This is a genomic window from Vibrio sp. E150_011 (genome assembly GCF_053544015.1).
Map to the genome: position 1 here is coordinate 282,952 of NZ_JBHFOL010000004.1, position 15,674 is coordinate 298,625.

Below are 15,674 nucleotides of genomic sequence, written 5' to 3' on the forward strand. Positions count from 1 at the left end.
CATGCGGAAAGTTAAAGTGATGAGCATCACAGGAATAATGTCATAAAGAAGATATTTTTCTACAAAAAAGACCAAATACGCAACATATAAAACAAATAGAATCACAAACGATTTGTTACACTCATTAATGGATAGATAGATATCAATTATGAATCGACAAGTCGCATTTATAAAATAAAGATTATCGGTTGAATCAATACGTATTCTGCTTATTAAGATTGCTGATAATTTGAATAATCCATCGAGAATGCGGTGTCCGACTCTGTGGAATATTGTTCACTGGTTCGAAACGTTGGTGCTTCTGATTGGGCTGAATTTGAAGGGTCGTTATTCAACGAGGAGTCGGCTGTAGGCTCTTGGTTATCACTCTGCGCTTTGTCTTCCAATTCAAATAGAGGTAATTGACGCTTATAGAGTTTGTTCAACGCCTTAATCAGTGAATGTTTAACCATCGACCCAAGCTGAAGTTTTTTAAGAACGGGTTTGGCAAGTGATTGAAGACCCACCACAGAATCCACGCCTAATGTTGAGCCTACGCTATCACGAAGCGACTTTGCTGGTTCGTAACCCAGGTGAGCAGACATAAACAGCCATATATAAGCGATTGCTGCCCCGTTTGGTGCAATATCGCGCCATGCCTCGCCGGCATAAAACATGGCTTCAACACTGCCTTTTTCAGAGGCACGTTCCAGCCAATAACAGCCACGTTGGATATTTTGTTCAATCCCAACCCCTTTGAGGTAATTGAGACCCAGCTTTGTCATCGCCTCTGTGCTTTGTTTTTCAGCGCCACGTTCAAACCATTGTGTCGATTGCTTGGGTGACGGCGCTGGATTGTCTGGTGACACCGACCAGTCTCCCATGAATAACATAGCATCAATATTTCCTTCTTCTGCTACCTCTTCAATGACAGCAATTCCTCTGGGAATATTGCACTCCACACCTCGGCCATAAATCAACGCTTTAGCCGCTTCAAACTTGGCGTGTAAGTCCCCTTCAGCACCAGCGATACATAAGCGCCAATAGTTCGCTTGCTCGCGTAATACTAGGTCTTCGCGCTTTGATTCACTCAAACGAACCATGCCGTACATAGCGGTGATGTTATCGAGTTGCGCGGCTTTCTGATACCAATATAAGGCTTCTTGAACGTTTTTACGCTCCGCTTCTTTGGCCAAAAAAAGAATTGTCGGAACATGCCCTGTTTCCGCTTTAAAGATTCGATCCTGGCGTTCTTGTTGTCGGGCTTTTTCCATGGCTCTTCGATAGGCCGCTTCTCTTTGTAGGCGCTCTTGCTCTTTGCGTTTGGTACGCAGTGAGAGAGAGTACATCCAAACAAACGCCAAAATGAGCGAAAGGCTTGTCGCGCCGATGGCAATAGAAAGTGTCGACATAAAGTAAGAAGCTCATTGAGTTAGAAGTATCTACTTATAGTAACGGCAGGAAGTGTATTAAATGAAGCGACTTTGGCGATCTCTGACATGGTTTTACATCTTTTTCTCCTCACAAGGCTATAAAGAGAAAGAATTGCACGGTTATGAGGTTTTGCGCTCATAAAAAAACCCTAGGATACTATGTCATGAGTTTAAGCATGCATTCCCAGGGTTCATTTTCGATGTGATCCACTCGCCAATCGCGTGTGGTTATTTCTTACTGTTGATTGCTTTAACGAAGACTTCCTGTGCGCCATCTATGTTGAGCGCTTTCGCTTCATCAAGAAGGCTGAGGGCCTTAGGGATATTGTCTTCAGCGACGGCTTTTTGGATAGCGCTATGATAGTAATTTTGCGTTTCCGGTAATACAGTCATAGGAACAGTTGCGGCAGCTGCCGGCTCAGCAATCGGCGTAGATGCAACTTTTCGTGAACCTAAGCTAATCGTCTCAACTTCAATGTTCAGTTCACCCGTATAACTTTGAGTAAACTTAGGGTCCGTCACTATTGGTAGCGGCTCACCGCTTTCCTGTGCCCTTACCTTTGCTGGGTGTGGGACAGAGATAATCTGACCTACGTCAGAGGTTTTGGTATAAACAATCATATACGGCAGTGATTGAGCATCAACTTCAAAACTCGTTACATAGCGATTAGCATCAAACATGTCCGAAAAGCGAACATTGAATTCATCTAACGTGATAGTTCGTACAACATTGTATTCTTTATCCAACAACTGAACCGTTGGCGCAAACACCTCTTTTTTAAGCATTTTACTGCTTAGTGTTACCTTGACCTTGCCAGATTGAGGAGAAAACTCAAATGCATTCAAGTAACTCTTACCAGAGTTAAACTCCCATACAGGGGAGGATTCATCTATTGCAAAACCTACATTCTCAGTTTTGTCTAGAGGTACCCAAGCTAGATCTTTTTTGCTAACACAGCAAACATCCGCGGTCTTCATATCAGCTTTCGAAATGGCAGGCTCAACACCAGTATTACTCGCACACCCCACTACACTCAGTCCAAGTACTAGCGCCAAAATATTTTTATTCATAATATTCCACCATTTAAAAGAATAAGGCAGCCATGAGACTGCCTTTGATTCATTGAAAACTCAACACGGTCTAATCAAATTATGTGATTAGAACCAGATTTCTGCTTCAACACCAAAACGGGTTTCGCTTCCTTTTGAGTCTTTTGACCAACCATACCCATCATCGCTTGAAGACATATAAGCTACGTAAGGTTTAATTTGTGGACGTCCGAAGTAATCAGCATTAACTGTGAATACTGGGGCTAAAGTTGCTGTATAGAAAGACGTTGAGTCATTTTCACGTCCCCATCTAGAACCATCTTCCAGAGTTTCGTTAGCATAGGTAAGCACGGCTTCCCAACGGAAGTTTTCACTTACTTTATATGACGGTGTCAAACCGACGAAACCACGTTGTACCGTTTCTTGTGACCCAAAGACTTGCTTTCCGTCTTGTGCTTTGAGATCCCAATAAACAATCTCAGAGCCAAGTTGGAAGTTATCCGTAATATTTAGAACACCGTACGAAGTAAAGAAGATTGAACGATCTTCTTGGTTCCAATCACCGTTCCAGTTACCGAAGTTAGTCCCTTTAGTTGCAGATATACCTTGACCATAAGTAATACCAGTCAAAGACCAACCATCCAATCCGTAGTAATCACGAGAATAAGAAATGCCTGCACCAATGCCACTATCTGCTGCGTCTGGGTTGTTTTTATCAACCTTTACTTCATCCATATTTGCACGGGTTTGATACTTCAAATCAAAGTCAAACTTGCCACCAAGACCTTCTATCCCATAAAGATACAGATCTAAAGATGTTAACGTGCTGCTTTGGTTATCATTGCCTACAGTGCCACACTCTTTGCCGTTTACCGTTTCGCCGTTGCCATTAACACAGTAACCATCACCTACATCCGCAGAAACACCAGCAAAACCAATCTTATCTGCAAAGCCCAAGGACGTATATTCCACACCCGCACCTAGACCAGAAGATTGTTTCCAGAATTCTTTAGTAATAATACCAGCTTGACGGTTAAGGTAACGTTTACCAGTCCAAATACTCGTGCCTTCCGCAAACATCGACAGGTCACCTAGCTCAACATAAGCTTCTTTAAATTCTAGTTGACCAGACTGGAGGTGACCGTCATTACCACCAGATGAACCATAGAACCCACGACCATTACCACCTTCGTTGTTTCCATATTCAGTTTTAAGAACATATTTAGACCAAGCGCCGTTTTCGTAGTTGTTGCCTTTTGTAACAGTAAACTCGACTTGGTTTGGGTTACCTGAGAATGCGGCACCCGCTGCGCGATAATCACGACGGTGCTCCCAAGTTTCACTCAATTGAAGTGACTCACCTGCATTATAAAGAAGGTGACCATAACCATTTACTTGCCAACCTTCTTGAACCTTGTCTTCGGCCATCACAGCACCCGACGCTAGTACACCAACCACTGCAGCAGCTATTACACTTACTTTTTTCATTAGAAAACTCCGTTTAACTTATAGTTATATTCATTCTTGTCGAGAGCTATGGAGGCAGTACCACGCTCTCTAAACTTGAAATATCGGTTTAGGGTCCCGAGTTCATTGAACGAAATGAAGATTAACGAAGTAGTACACGTAAGACGTCCTCCACCCTAGGGGTTTAGAGGGGGGATGAGAAAGGATGAGAAAAATAACCGTACGGTGTTTTTTATGGCTGGGTCACAGTTTCGGGGGGGAGTACCATAGATATTGGTGATAGATTACGCGCAAAATAAGCGTCACATCACCTTTTTTAACGATTTGGTAAATTTATTGAAATAAAATTACATTTAAAATTATGTGATCTAGGCTTGACCTAAAGTTTACAAACCTATTAACTATTAAAAACAACATCTGTCAGCAAACAAACTAAAAAGTAAAAAACGCTTATGACAAACATTCAGTCAAACCCTTATCCGCTTGGGGCGACTCTAAATCGTGAAGGTTGTAATTTTGCTATTCACGCACCAGATTGTGAAGATATCCAACTGGCTATATTTAATGACAACGATTCGTACCAATTGTTCCCTATCGATAACGAATACGCAGGCATTAAACACATTCATATCAGCGGTATTCAAGCCAACCAACGTTACAATTTCGTTATAGAAACGCAAGAAGGCTTGCAGTTTATCTCAGATCCGTATGCAAAAGCGCTCGATCAGTCTCTGCACTACACGCCTCCTTTTGATATTTCTAAAACCTTAGCACTGCCGAAAAGTGTCGTGGTTGATGACGCATTCGATTGGCAGGAATCGATACAGCCGCGCATCCCACGCGAAGAAATGGTGTTATTCGAAACCCATGTCAAAGGTGTAACCAAGCTCAATCACCGCATTCCACAAGAGCAACAAGGCAAATACCTTGGATTAGTCAGTGACGAGATGCTGGCGTTTTACAAGCAACAAAATATCACCTCTTTGCAGTTACTTCCGGTTGCGGCTTGCATGCATGAGCCTCACCTATTAGACATGGATAAGGTCAACTATTGGGGCTACAACCCTTACGTGTTCATGGCTCCCGACCCTAGGTATGCCGATAAAGATGCGGTAGCGGAACTTAAGACCGCGATTCGAGCGCTGCACCAAAACGGCATTGAGGTTATTCTTGATGTGGTCTATAACCACACGGCCGAAAGTGGCGATAATGGCCCCGTTTTTAACCTGAAAGCGTTAGACAAACAGTTTTACTTAAAACATGGCGAATACTTCGCGAATTTCACCGGTTGCGGTAATACCGTTGATCTCAACTACCAACCTGCTCTCAATCTAGTCATGGATACACTTCGTTATTGGGTTGAAGAATTCAAAGTTGATGGCTTTCGATTTGACTTAGCAGCGACGCTTGGACGTAATGGGGATAACTTTAACCGAGAGGCTGCTTTTTTTAGAGCCGTTGCCCAAGATCCGACCTTAAAACAAATCAAGCTCATCGCCGAACCTTGGGACATCGGCCCTAATGGTTATCAAGTGGGCAATTTCCCATTCGGTTGGAACGAATGTAACGATCGCCTAAGAGACATCACTCGAAGTTTTTGGCGCGGTGATCAAGGGTACTTGAAAGAGTTCGCTACACGCATCATGGGCTCTCGCGATTTGTACAGCGCGGCGAATTGGCCTTATAAACTGACGGTTAATTACATCACTTACCATGATGGATTTACCATGCAAGATCTTGTGTCTTATAAACACAAGCATAACGAAGCCAATGGCGAAAATAACCGTGATGGTCATGGCGATAATCGTTCTGATAATTATGGTGTGGAAGGTGAAACGGATAATCCTATTATTTTAGCGACACGTGAAAAGCAAAAACGCAATTTCATGGCAACGTTATTATTCTCATTCGGGATTCCTCACATCCTTACGGCGGATGTGCTTTCACATACTCAGAAGGGTAACAACAATGCTTACTGCCAAGACAATGAACTGAGCTGGTTGAACTGGGACGATAGCCCATCAAAAAACCACTTTAAAGCTTGGCTTGCAGACATGATTAACGCTCGTCAACAATACATGGTGCCGTTTATTCGTGCATTCAGTGGTGAAAGTCGTAACAACAACCGTATTTTCTGGAGCCGAGTCGATGGTCAGCTTATGAGCATGGAAGATTGGAACCGATTGAGCAGTGTCGCTTTGCATATCGGTATCGGTGAGGACGGCGATGAGATGCTCTATCTCATTAACCAAACGAAAGCCCCAGCTCGATTTACGCTCCCGAGTGACCGAAATCAGTGCTGGAAAACGATCTGTGATACCCACATTTCTGATTCTGAGGTAGGTCATGCGGCAGGTGAAATTTTACAAGCACCAATGTCGATGACCATATTACATTTCACGCCCAAGTCATAATGTTGATATAAAAAGAGCCTAATATTTAGGCTCTTTTATTAAATCTATTCAATACTTAAATACCATTAAATAATGTAATATTCCTTTGAATAATACTGCAGATAAATAGTATTATCGGGCACAGGTTCAACCAATTGAATATTTTATGCTTTTGCCGAAAATTTTATTGCGTGTTTTTCGACCATTTGTTTTTGGGCTTATCGCCAGCCTTGTTTTTCTCTCATATCAGCAGTATTTACGCTCTCAAGACCTTGCTGTAGCGCAATCACAATCCAATGTAAAAATGGCGTCTGCGTTGGTTTGGGCTCAGATTGAAGCCACGTTTGGTAAGGTTGACCTTTTACAAACTCACGTCAACTCAGACGACTTCACTATGTTGGCAAAGGACATCCTTTCAAATAGTTATTTATACAAAAATATCGCGCGTGTCGACCTTAACTCATTCCATTATCAACCAGTGCATGGCGCATCAATATCAAAGCATGTTGCTGATACCATTCAATGGAACCAATATACCGCTATTTCAGATAGTTATTATGTTTCCAGCATCTACCAGAAAGCCAATGGGTTCTGGGTTTTCGCGGTAAAACAAGCCAATAAATCAAATGACCACGAGGTATGGGTTGAGTTTGATGTTCAACATACCACACAATATTTGGCGAATTTAAAGACCTTAAAAGATGGGTACGTGTTTGTCATTGACGCCGAGACCGGCCGATTGGTTTTCCACCCAAATCCATTAAGAATTGGCTCTCCTTCTGTGAGTTTCGCCAGTGGATTACAAGATCGCATTGAGCACGAAGAGAAGAGAGGAGAGTACGAATACTATTATAACGGGCAGTATAAAGTCAGTGTCTTTGATGCACAGAACCCTATGAATTGGATATTTGTCTCCGGTACTAACCGAGCTGACATTTTATTTACCTCATACCAAATCTCACTGACTGCAGTGGTTATCTTTTCGTTGTTATTTATTTTATTGTCTATTAATTATATTACGTTTCAGCTCAATAAGGCATTAGCAAAGCTGAATACATCTCCGGACATCGCCCATTTTAAACATGACCTAAAAACCATTTTTGACCAGTTCACATTTCACAAAGGTATGCAATTATGCCTTTATGAGCACGAGTCAGGTCGCTTCAAAACTATTGATTTTCACGGTAATACCAAAGTCATCCATCAAACTAAATCACTGCCTACGGTACTTAGCTGCCGAGAACTTAATTATGTGTATAGCACCGATGCAGACGCCGTTGCGAAAAAACTGCAAATAAAAGGTCACTACTACGCGATGCCTCTTTATCAGCGAGATACCTTAATTGGTGTAATTTACTTAAAGAGTGCTTTCTTTGCTTTTGAAGGCGTGATGCGTGCAATTCGTGACTTTTCGGAAGTGGCCTTATCCAATCTCCTTTTATTCCAAGAGTTACATAGTAAGGACTCGCTAACAGGGTTAGACAACAAACAAGCTATGCGGGCCACGTTATCTTTAGAACTTAGAAATGCCAATGCGTATTTTGCGGTCATCGACATTGACGGGTTAGGAAAAATAAATGAAAGGCACGGTGATATATTAGGTGATACGATCATCTTGTATGTTGTCGACGCCATTAAACGCAACTTCATGAAGCCAAACGCATTATGCCTTGCTCGTGATGAAAATGGAGGCTTCACCCTACTTTTTCAGGCAAGCGACCGAGCCAATGCTGAGAAACAACTCGATTGGTTGCGACAGATGATCGCGAAGCAACCGATTAATGTTCATGACCAATGGATACACACGTCCGTTACCATTGGCGCGACACCGATTGGGGAGACGCCAGATGCTGTGCTTGGACGAGCAAAGCAGAGCTTACAACAGGCTAAGATAAAAGGAAGAAACCTAGTTTGTTTTCACAGCTGAATCAGGCAAAAGAACGACGAATCCCCCACCCAAAAAACAACAACGGCTTATCAAACATCATTGATAAGCCGTTGTTTCTTGATTACGTTGACTAGGCATTACTGATGCCCATTACATAGCGTCTAAAACACGCCTAACATTTCACACAGATACTTTGCAGCAGGACCGAGGCGTGCATTGGATTTCCAAAGAACGTCTGCAGAGTTCAGCATTTCATAGCGCTGAAATTCAGGTCTGAAGTCAATCAATGTGCCCAGTGCTTGTTTTTCGACAATGAAGTCTTTAGGGATAATCGCCCAGCCGATACCTTGCTCAACCAATTTAATCACATCTTCCTGATCATCGGCTTGCCAAATATCTTGTGAAAAAGCACCTTGTAAATTAAGCACCTGATTCTGCACCATACTGCGGCAGACAATTTGTCTTTCACCTATCAGGGTCTCATTGCTCACTTGCTGCATATCCGCAAAAATTGAATCCGGGCTACAAATACACACCCACTCAATGCTAGCGATCGACACAAAATCTAAACCTTCAGGTACGGCATCAGAAGCGATGTTAAACCCGAGTTCAATCTCATCGTTTGCCACAGCCGATGTCAGGTGACTAGCGCCAAGGCGGGAGACATCAACTTGAGTAAATGGGAAGCGTTGCGACATTTTTTCTATCGCAGACTCCAGCAAGCTCAACGGTAGTAAAGGATCAATCGCTATCCTCAATGTATCTTCTACATTGTCTACGCTCGCTCTCGAATAGTTTCGGATTCGTTCCGCTTGTCTTAGTAACACTTTTGCCTGAGACAGCATCCGCTCGCCCTGAGGGGTTAATTTCGGGTATTTAGTACTTCTATCAAACAACGTAATCCCGAGATCGACTTCGAGGTTATTGACGCCAATACTTACCGAGCTTTGGCTTTTGCCTAAATGCCGTGCTGCAGCAGAAAAGGACCCTTGTTCTGCGGCTGCGACAAACGCGACTAGCTGTTCAATGTTCAGCATATCCAACCCTTTGAATCACTTATTAATAACCGTACCATCGTAAAACAATAGCACAATAATTGCACCCCTTCTTATCAGCCAAACCAATGAGAGGGTGTGGTTTATTGGTGAGAGAAATAACCTTTATTAGAACGCTTCACCAAATCGAATATAAAAGCTCGTGTTACCCATTTTAGATACCGCAACATCAGCACCAATCGAAAAGCGCTCTTTCGCATTCAATAAGTACCGAACACCTACACCAGCACTCGGGATAATTTCAGACTTCACACTATTGGAAAGATGACGGTCTTCATTTTCAACAATCGCAGCGCCAGCGAAAGCGACCCCGCTCCACAATGTAGAAAACTTATGGCGATATTCAATTTCTGCCTGATAGGCCGAAGTACCACGATATTTATTCCAGTCAACTCCGCGTAAATCAGGAGTAACAAATTCATTTTCAGGTGCATCACCCACGATCTCTTTGCCAATGACACGATACGCAAAAACATCATCACCGACCGGAAAGTACTGACTCATTTCTGCATCATAGCGGTCAAAACGTTTGCCTGTCCGGCTGTCTTTCGAGTAATGCAGAGTGCTTAAGTCTAAGTTAACGCCTTGGGTTGCCCCTAGCATACTGTCTCGAGAATCATAGGTCATCAACAAGCCTAATGCGCTATTATGGCCACTCATCTGACGCTCAAATTCTTTCTTTTCCTCAGCGGTCGCGTTCTCCTTAAGATCGGCATCGCCACCACTCCATAACCCTTGTACACCGAAGTACAGGTTTTCCACTAACTCTTTACGGACTTCTCCGTACACAAAACTGGAATAACTAGAGTATTGCGCAGCTTTGGGTAACTGCATGCCAACTCGGCCTGTATATTTGAGATTCAAGCCAAAATGACCCGCCCAAAAGCCGGCACGCCATGCATCATAGGCAAAAACATGCTCGTGCCCTATGATTGCCATACCACTACCAGAGTCCGTGTATTGACCATAAAACATACTCGTCGATGGGTTTTTTGCTCCTTCGGCACGGTCATGTAAGTACATGGCATTCACACCCAGGCCAACTCCTAAGGCGTCATCGGTAATCGGCACAGGAAATGCGGCAAATTTGCGATCAGGTAGTGGTTCATCTGCTTCAGTAATGTCTTCGGACTGAGGTTCAGTCTCAACAAGTTGGCCGTCAGATGACGTAATAGAATGGGATTGCGGATCAGGTGACTCAGCAGCCGAAACAGAATAGGCAGAGGCCAGAAGGATCATAGAAAGCAATGAGGTCGTTACAATTGTCGTTTGCACAAGGGTTCTCGATTAGCCGTGTTTAAATACGTACCACACTGAGATTCCGTTCCGCGAGCAGAATCAATTTGACCATGCCTTGTGTGTGCTTATGGTGATAAGCCCTTGGAATGCTACTAGAATAATGTCCATAGACAAAACACAATCTATTATAATTTCATATAGACACCATATAGTTCATTAATAGGTTGTTTCAGTAAATACCGCAACCATAAGCTAAGTGAATGCAAATAGATTTTAAATTCAAATCACTTAGTGATAAAACCTTTATATTACAGTTGGATAGTCGAGACCGAGCATTAGAGTAAAGACACCTCTGACCAATTCGATTAGCAGATAGATAGTTCTTCTAACCATTCAAAAAATCGGATAACATTTATAAAATATGTTGATAGGAAGGGAAACCATGAAATGACGAAAAGGAAAGCAATGCGCACACCCGCAGATCGCTTAAGGCACACGGTATTATTTGAATTATTTTTGCTCCTCATCGCTGCGCCATTATGTATGGCGATATTCGGGGCGAGTGCCAGTAGTGCTACATTTACGGCCGTTGCTCTATCGACGATAGCCATGGCATGGAACTTTATATACAACTATCTCTTTGACTTCATACTCTACAAACTGCGAGGTACCACCAGTAAAAGCGCCACCCAACGCGTCTATCACGCCATATTATTTGAGCTTGGGTTGCTGTTCGCCACCATACCATTGCTCGCATGGTCTCTAGAGCTTTCATTTTTAGACGCACTGCTCGTTGATATTGGTTTTGTCGTTGTCGCCTTATTCTATGCTTACTTTTTCAATTTACTGTATGACAACGTCTACCCGCTACCTGATCAACACCGTACCGAATAAACACCGTATGTTAATTCTTGTTCAATTTTTGATTTTCGATCAGTAACTCGTTGCATTCATTATGCAATATAGGCAAGCTAGGATGCGCTAAACTACAGAGAACACTCCTTTAAGGACAAACATAATGAAAGCACTTAAGATTCTCTCCTGCGCTCTTTTAGCGAGCTGCAGCACGACGGCGTTTGCTGACGTCACGATCAAAGTCCCTGAATCTGTTGATCTATTATCGGTGAACGCCAGCGATCCTGATTCAAAATCGAACGGCTTTTTCTCATCAGGCGAAACCGCAACATTGCCCGATGGTACGAATCAGATTGTGTTCCGTTTTGAACCCTATTTTGATCTTAATCGTGAAGAACGTGTGAGTGTGCCAAGTAAAGTGGTCATCGCTAAGTTTGATGCCAGCAATACCGCGCTGACATTAGAAGTCCCTACTTATCAAAATGAACGTCAAGCCAAAAAAGACATTAAAACCTTTACGTGGAGTCTTAAAGACGAGCAAGGCAACGTCGTATCTGTTGAACAAGATGCACTCATCAAAGATGGCATGCAGATTGGTCGTGACTATAATCGTGAAGCAGAAGACTACAATCGCAAAGGTGGCGTAGCCGCAATAGCGGCAACGGGAGCAACAGCAGCTGTAATGGCAACGCCTGCTACCCTTCCTGCGAATGTAGATGCTCCCACCGGAGGTACAACAGCAGAAGAAATGTTGATGTTCTGGTACCAAAAAGCAGATGCAGAGACACAAGCTCGCTTTAAAGAGTATGTAAACAAAAACTGATTACTCATTGAAAAACCAGAAAAAAGCCGCTTATCTAAGCGGCTTTTTTGATAAACGGTCATGCTTACTAGCGAGTCGAAGATCGGTATACTTAGATTCTAAAAACACCAGAAAAGACATAGGAAGGCGGTATTCATGAAAAAAATCATCTTGATTGGCGATAGCCTCACTGCGGGTTGGGGACTGCCTGCAGGACAAAACTGGTCAGATTCTTTGGTATCAGAATTCGTCGATTATCAATTCATCAACAGAGGTATTCCTGGTGACACCACCACTGGGATGCTGTCTCGATTTCAGCAACAAGTCATTGCGCAAAAACCGGATATTGTTGTGATTTTTGGAGGATTAAATGACCTCAATTGGCACGGTTCTATCAACGATATCGCCAGTAATTACAACGCCATGATCGCGCAGTCGCAACACCATAATATCCACCCTATCGTGATAATCACTTCCGCGATTGACCCAGTTAACGCACTGCCTATGTTTGGTCAACAGCAAGACGTTGTCGATCAGATACGACATGCTGTAAATACGCTCAGTACCGTGCACGCAAAGAAACTGGAGGTAATGTACGGAAACGGCCCAAACGCGCTAGAGATTGTCGACATTTATCAAGCCTTTGAAGCCTATGCTGCAGATCATGGCTACTCGCCTCTCTATCAAGCTGATGGTATACATTTATCTGAGCAAGGGGCATCGCTTATATTTAAGCAATTGAAGCCCGTCATTGCCGCACGCTCACGTTAGACAATCCTACAATGTAAAAATCCCCTTATCGCGATAACGAATAAGGGGATTTTTGACTTCTTAGCTTCTTAGCTTCTTAGCTTCTTAGCTTCTTAAGCCCAAAACATCATTACGATCAAGGTCAACGCCATGATGCAAGCAATGTTCAAGATAATACCAATCTTCATCATTTCTTGTTGTTTGATGTGACCGGAGGCAAATACGATAGCATTCGGTGGTGTCGCAACCGGCAACATGAACGCACACGATGCGGCAACCGCAATCAAGACCGACAAGACGACGGGTGATAAGCCAAAGGCTTCTGCTACCCCAGCAAATACCGGAATAAGCAAAGCAGCACTGGCCGTATTACTGGCAAACTCGGTCAAAAACACAACGAACGCCGCGATTACGAGAATAATGAACAACAAGCCAAACTGTGAAATAAGCCCACTCAATTCATTCGCGAGAAAGACACTGGTGCCTGTTGCTTTAAGGACATTACTTAAACAAATACCACCACCAAATAAGAGTAAAACGCCCCAATCTGCTGTTTTTTCTATGTCTTTCCAGTGGACGACACGAGCAAAGTTCACCGCGACAATCGCACCGAGTGCCACAATGGTATCGAACTTCGCATAACCGCCGACCATGGCATTGATCGGTTTACTGAATATCCAAAAGAAAACGGTTAAGCCGAAAATCAATAAAGTGACAATCTTGCCCTTATCCCATTCGACAGCTTCACGGTTGATTTCAAATTCACCATCCAGTTTTGGCTTCAATACTGCGAAGAGAACGGCTAACGCGATCGGTAATAAAATCATAGCGGTTGGCAGCCCAAACTTCATCCAATCGGTAAACGTCAGCCCAACCTCAGCGGCTGCAATGGCATTTGGAGGGCTACCTACCATGGTTGCAATACCACCAATACTGGCACTGTAAGCAATACCAAGCAGAACAAACACATAAGTATTGTGTCCGCTTTCTTCATTAACTTTGCTTAGTACGCCAAGCACTAATGGCAACATCATTGCTGCTGTCGCCGTATTACTGATCCACATCGATAGCACAGCGGTCACACCGAACAACATAAATACGGCAGCACTCATTCGCCCTTTAGCAACCACCAGCACTTTATCAGCGATGACTTTATCTAGACCTTGCCTATGCATGGCGGCGGCTAACGCAAAACCACCTAAAAATAGGAAAATGATGGAGTTGGCAAAATTATTAAGCGCTGTTTGGGTATCAAACACCCCAAACATCACCGCGATAACCGGTACCAAGATTGCGGTGACCGTCACGTGGAGGGCTTCAGTCAACCAAAGGACGGCGACAAACGCCAAGATACTGATCCCAAGGACAACATTAGGATCAAACGGCAAGGTTTTATACAGGACAAAAAACAACGCAATATCAGCCAGGATGATCAAGCTGTTGCGATTTAAAAACCATTCTCGGGTATTGGAGGGTAACGGGACACTATCGTTTCTATTCATTATTATGGCTTCCTTTTGTTAAATGGGGTGGAATCCCCTGGGGTGAATTCCCCAAAACCACAAGCACTCAATAAAAACCGGAACCTCAGTTCGATCAAACAGGCTGACACTGCCCAATATAATAATAAAAATGAAGGCAAAGCGTGATACTCGATTGTTAAGGCTTGTGGAACCTGTAAATGATCCCACATAGCCAATCAAGCGCATAATACAAATTTATCATTCTGTTAACCACATCAACAATATGGATATATTGGCAACAATTTTAGATTACACACTCTGAATGTCGATTTTTTATTAGCGTCCCTTCGTTAAACTTCAGCTGTCTAGATTCTACTGGCGGCTCCGATAACGAGCTCACTTCTATTACCTGTCAACTTATCCATTTATCAACCGATCAAAGCTCTCTTTCGTTTCTTGGCATTGCATCACTCGCCCGTGCCCTTGCCCTTGGGTTGTCACCAGCATGACACTATCCATTTCTTTTGAGGCCTTTTCAGAGACATCATATTTCGTGAATTTGTCATTTCTATCATGAACGATGATCGTATCCGCCCGTCGGAGGGATAGCTTCTGATAAGGATCGATGGATTGGATTGGATATCGGTACTGGTCTTGAATATCACCGACGACGGCTTCAAATAGTCGCATTGAATAACCCGAGCGCGCGACGCTACCAAACAAATTATCAACATAATCCAAGACGGGTGCGATCAATAAGAACGGTTTATCCACCAGCTTGGCATGTTTGCACTCAAGCGCTGAGGCCGTCCCCATACTGTGTCCAACCAGCCCGGCTATATCATCTTCGTTATCAAGCAGCCCTTCCAAACCACCAATAAAACCAGGAATGTGACCGTATTGCCCCTCACTTTCCCCGTGTGCTGGGTGATCATAGGCTAATGCGGTATACCCCTGCTGCGCAATGTGCTCCATCAATGGATAAAACTGACTCGCCGTTCCAGACCAACCATGCGTCAGTATCCACACAGGGCCCTGCCCCAAACGATACGTTTTCAGCACACCTTCTGTCGTTTTCACATCAGACACAACAAGACCATCAGGTTGCACATTCTTAGGCTTCGAGCGCACAGGCGTAAGCAACAATCGTCTTGCTGTATTTTTGGCATGATTTGGGGCCAATATATAATGAGCGCCGGTTGTAAGGTTCACCATGCGTTTCTTAAAACTGAATTTCTTCGATGTATTGAAATATATTTTGTCACTCATGACTGATTTCCTTTCGCTCGATTCGTACGAC

At 43.4% G+C, this 15,674-nt stretch carries 12 protein-coding genes; 5 read left to right on the forward strand and 7 right to left on the reverse strand.

The window, feature by feature from the left end:
* Positions 1-212: 212 nt before the first annotated feature.
* The 3 genes from ACE1OE_RS09635 to ACE1OE_RS09645 form a co-directional block, all read right to left on the reverse strand.
* Complete coding sequence (locus ACE1OE_RS09635; RefSeq protein ID WP_449210872.1) at positions 213-1,391, reverse strand: tetratricopeptide repeat protein; 1,179 nt, start codon at positions 1,389-1,391, stop codon at positions 213-215.
* 249 nt (positions 1,392-1,640) lie between these two features.
* Positions 1,641-2,483: a MalM family protein gene (locus tag ACE1OE_RS09640; protein ID WP_372061051.1), complete on the reverse strand. Its 843-nt coding sequence runs from the start codon at positions 2,481-2,483 to the stop codon at positions 1,641-1,643.
* Positions 2,484-2,570: 87 nt separating this feature from the next.
* Positions 2,571-3,950, reverse strand: coding sequence for a carbohydrate porin (locus ACE1OE_RS09645; RefSeq protein WP_449210873.1), 1,380 nt, complete (start codon positions 3,948-3,950; stop codon positions 2,571-2,573).
* Positions 3,951-4,381: 431 nt separating this feature from the next.
* On the opposite strand from ACE1OE_RS09645, the gene glgX reads away from it, so the two are divergent.
* Positions 4,382-6,343: a glycogen debranching protein GlgX gene (glgX, locus tag ACE1OE_RS09650; protein WP_449210874.1), complete on the forward strand. Its 1,962-nt coding sequence runs from the start codon at positions 4,382-4,384 to the stop codon at positions 6,341-6,343.
* Between the two features lie 145 nt (positions 6,344-6,488).
* On the forward strand, positions 6,489-8,249 hold the full coding sequence (locus ACE1OE_RS09655) for a sensor domain-containing diguanylate cyclase (protein ID WP_372061054.1): 1,761 nt from the start codon (positions 6,489-6,491) through the stop codon (positions 8,247-8,249).
* Between the two features lie 122 nt (positions 8,250-8,371).
* On the opposite strand, the gene ACE1OE_RS09660 is transcribed toward ACE1OE_RS09655, so the two are convergent.
* Together ACE1OE_RS09660 and ACE1OE_RS09665 are read right to left on the reverse strand one after the other, a co-directional pair.
* A complete protein-coding gene (locus ACE1OE_RS09660; protein ID WP_449210875.1) occupies positions 8,372-9,247 on the reverse strand; it encodes a LysR family transcriptional regulator in 876 nt (291 codons plus the stop codon).
* Positions 9,248-9,373: 126 nt separating this feature from the next.
* Positions 9,374-10,540, reverse strand: coding sequence for a hypothetical protein (locus ACE1OE_RS09665; protein ID WP_449210876.1), 1,167 nt, complete (start codon positions 10,538-10,540; stop codon positions 9,374-9,376).
* 411 nt (positions 10,541-10,951) lie between these two features.
* Between ACE1OE_RS09665 and ACE1OE_RS09670 the strand changes: the two genes are divergently transcribed.
* From ACE1OE_RS09670 to ACE1OE_RS09680, 3 genes are all read left to right on the forward strand, one after another.
* The gene (locus ACE1OE_RS09670) at positions 10,952-11,398 is read left to right on the forward strand and encodes a PACE efflux transporter (protein ID WP_449210877.1); all 447 of its coding nucleotides are present in this window, start codon (positions 10,952-10,954) and stop codon (positions 11,396-11,398) included.
* A 124-nt stretch (positions 11,399-11,522) separates the two neighbouring features.
* Positions 11,523-12,182 (forward strand): DUF2057 family protein, encoded by a 660-nt coding sequence (locus ACE1OE_RS09675; protein ID WP_449210878.1) that lies wholly within the window; start codon positions 11,523-11,525, stop codon positions 12,180-12,182.
* 135 nt (positions 12,183-12,317) lie between these two features.
* On the forward strand, positions 12,318-12,932 hold the full coding sequence (locus ACE1OE_RS09680) for an SGNH/GDSL hydrolase family protein (protein WP_449210879.1): 615 nt from the start codon (positions 12,318-12,320) through the stop codon (positions 12,930-12,932).
* Positions 12,933-13,024: 92 nt separating this feature from the next.
* Here the strand turns inward: ACE1OE_RS09680 and ACE1OE_RS09685 are convergent, their stop codons facing one another.
* Entirely contained in the window at positions 13,025-14,413 is a 1,389-nt protein-coding gene (locus tag ACE1OE_RS09685) for an SLC13 family permease (protein ID WP_449210880.1), read from the reverse strand.
* 378 nt (positions 14,414-14,791) lie between these two features.
* Positions 14,792-15,643, reverse strand: a complete 852-nt coding sequence (locus tag ACE1OE_RS09690) for an alpha/beta hydrolase (protein WP_449210881.1) — start codon at positions 15,641-15,643, stop codon at positions 14,792-14,794.
* Positions 15,644-15,674: the final 31 nt, after the last annotated feature.

Coding starts and splice junctions, on each gene's coding strand:
- ACE1OE_RS09635 (WP_449210872.1), bottom strand. CDS start 1,391: ATGTCGACACTTTCTATTGCCATCGGCGCGACAAGCCTTTCGCTCATT.
- ACE1OE_RS09640 (WP_372061051.1), bottom strand. CDS start 2,483: ATGAATAAAAATATTTTGGCGCTAGTACTTGGACTGAGTGTAGTGGGG.
- ACE1OE_RS09645 (WP_449210873.1), bottom strand. CDS start 3,950: ATGAAAAAAGTAAGTGTAATAGCTGCTGCAGTGGTTGGTGTACTAGCG.
- glgX (WP_449210874.1), top strand. CDS start 4,382: ATGACAAACATTCAGTCAAACCCTTATCCGCTTGGGGCGACTCTAAAT.
- ACE1OE_RS09655 (WP_372061054.1), top strand. CDS start 6,489: ATGCTTTTGCCGAAAATTTTATTGCGTGTTTTTCGACCATTTGTTTTT.
- ACE1OE_RS09660 (WP_449210875.1), bottom strand. CDS start 9,247: ATGCTGAACATTGAACAGCTAGTCGCGTTTGTCGCAGCCGCAGAACAA.
- ACE1OE_RS09670 (WP_449210877.1), top strand. CDS start 10,952: ATGACGAAAAGGAAAGCAATGCGCACACCCGCAGATCGCTTAAGGCAC.
- ACE1OE_RS09675 (WP_449210878.1), top strand. CDS start 11,523: ATGAAAGCACTTAAGATTCTCTCCTGCGCTCTTTTAGCGAGCTGCAGC.
- ACE1OE_RS09680 (WP_449210879.1), top strand. CDS start 12,318: ATGAAAAAAATCATCTTGATTGGCGATAGCCTCACTGCGGGTTGGGGA.
- ACE1OE_RS09685 (WP_449210880.1), bottom strand. CDS start 14,413: ATGAATAGAAACGATAGTGTCCCGTTACCCTCCAATACCCGAGAATGG.
- ACE1OE_RS09690 (WP_449210881.1), bottom strand. CDS start 15,643: ATGAGTGACAAAATATATTTCAATACATCGAAGAAATTCAGTTTTAAG.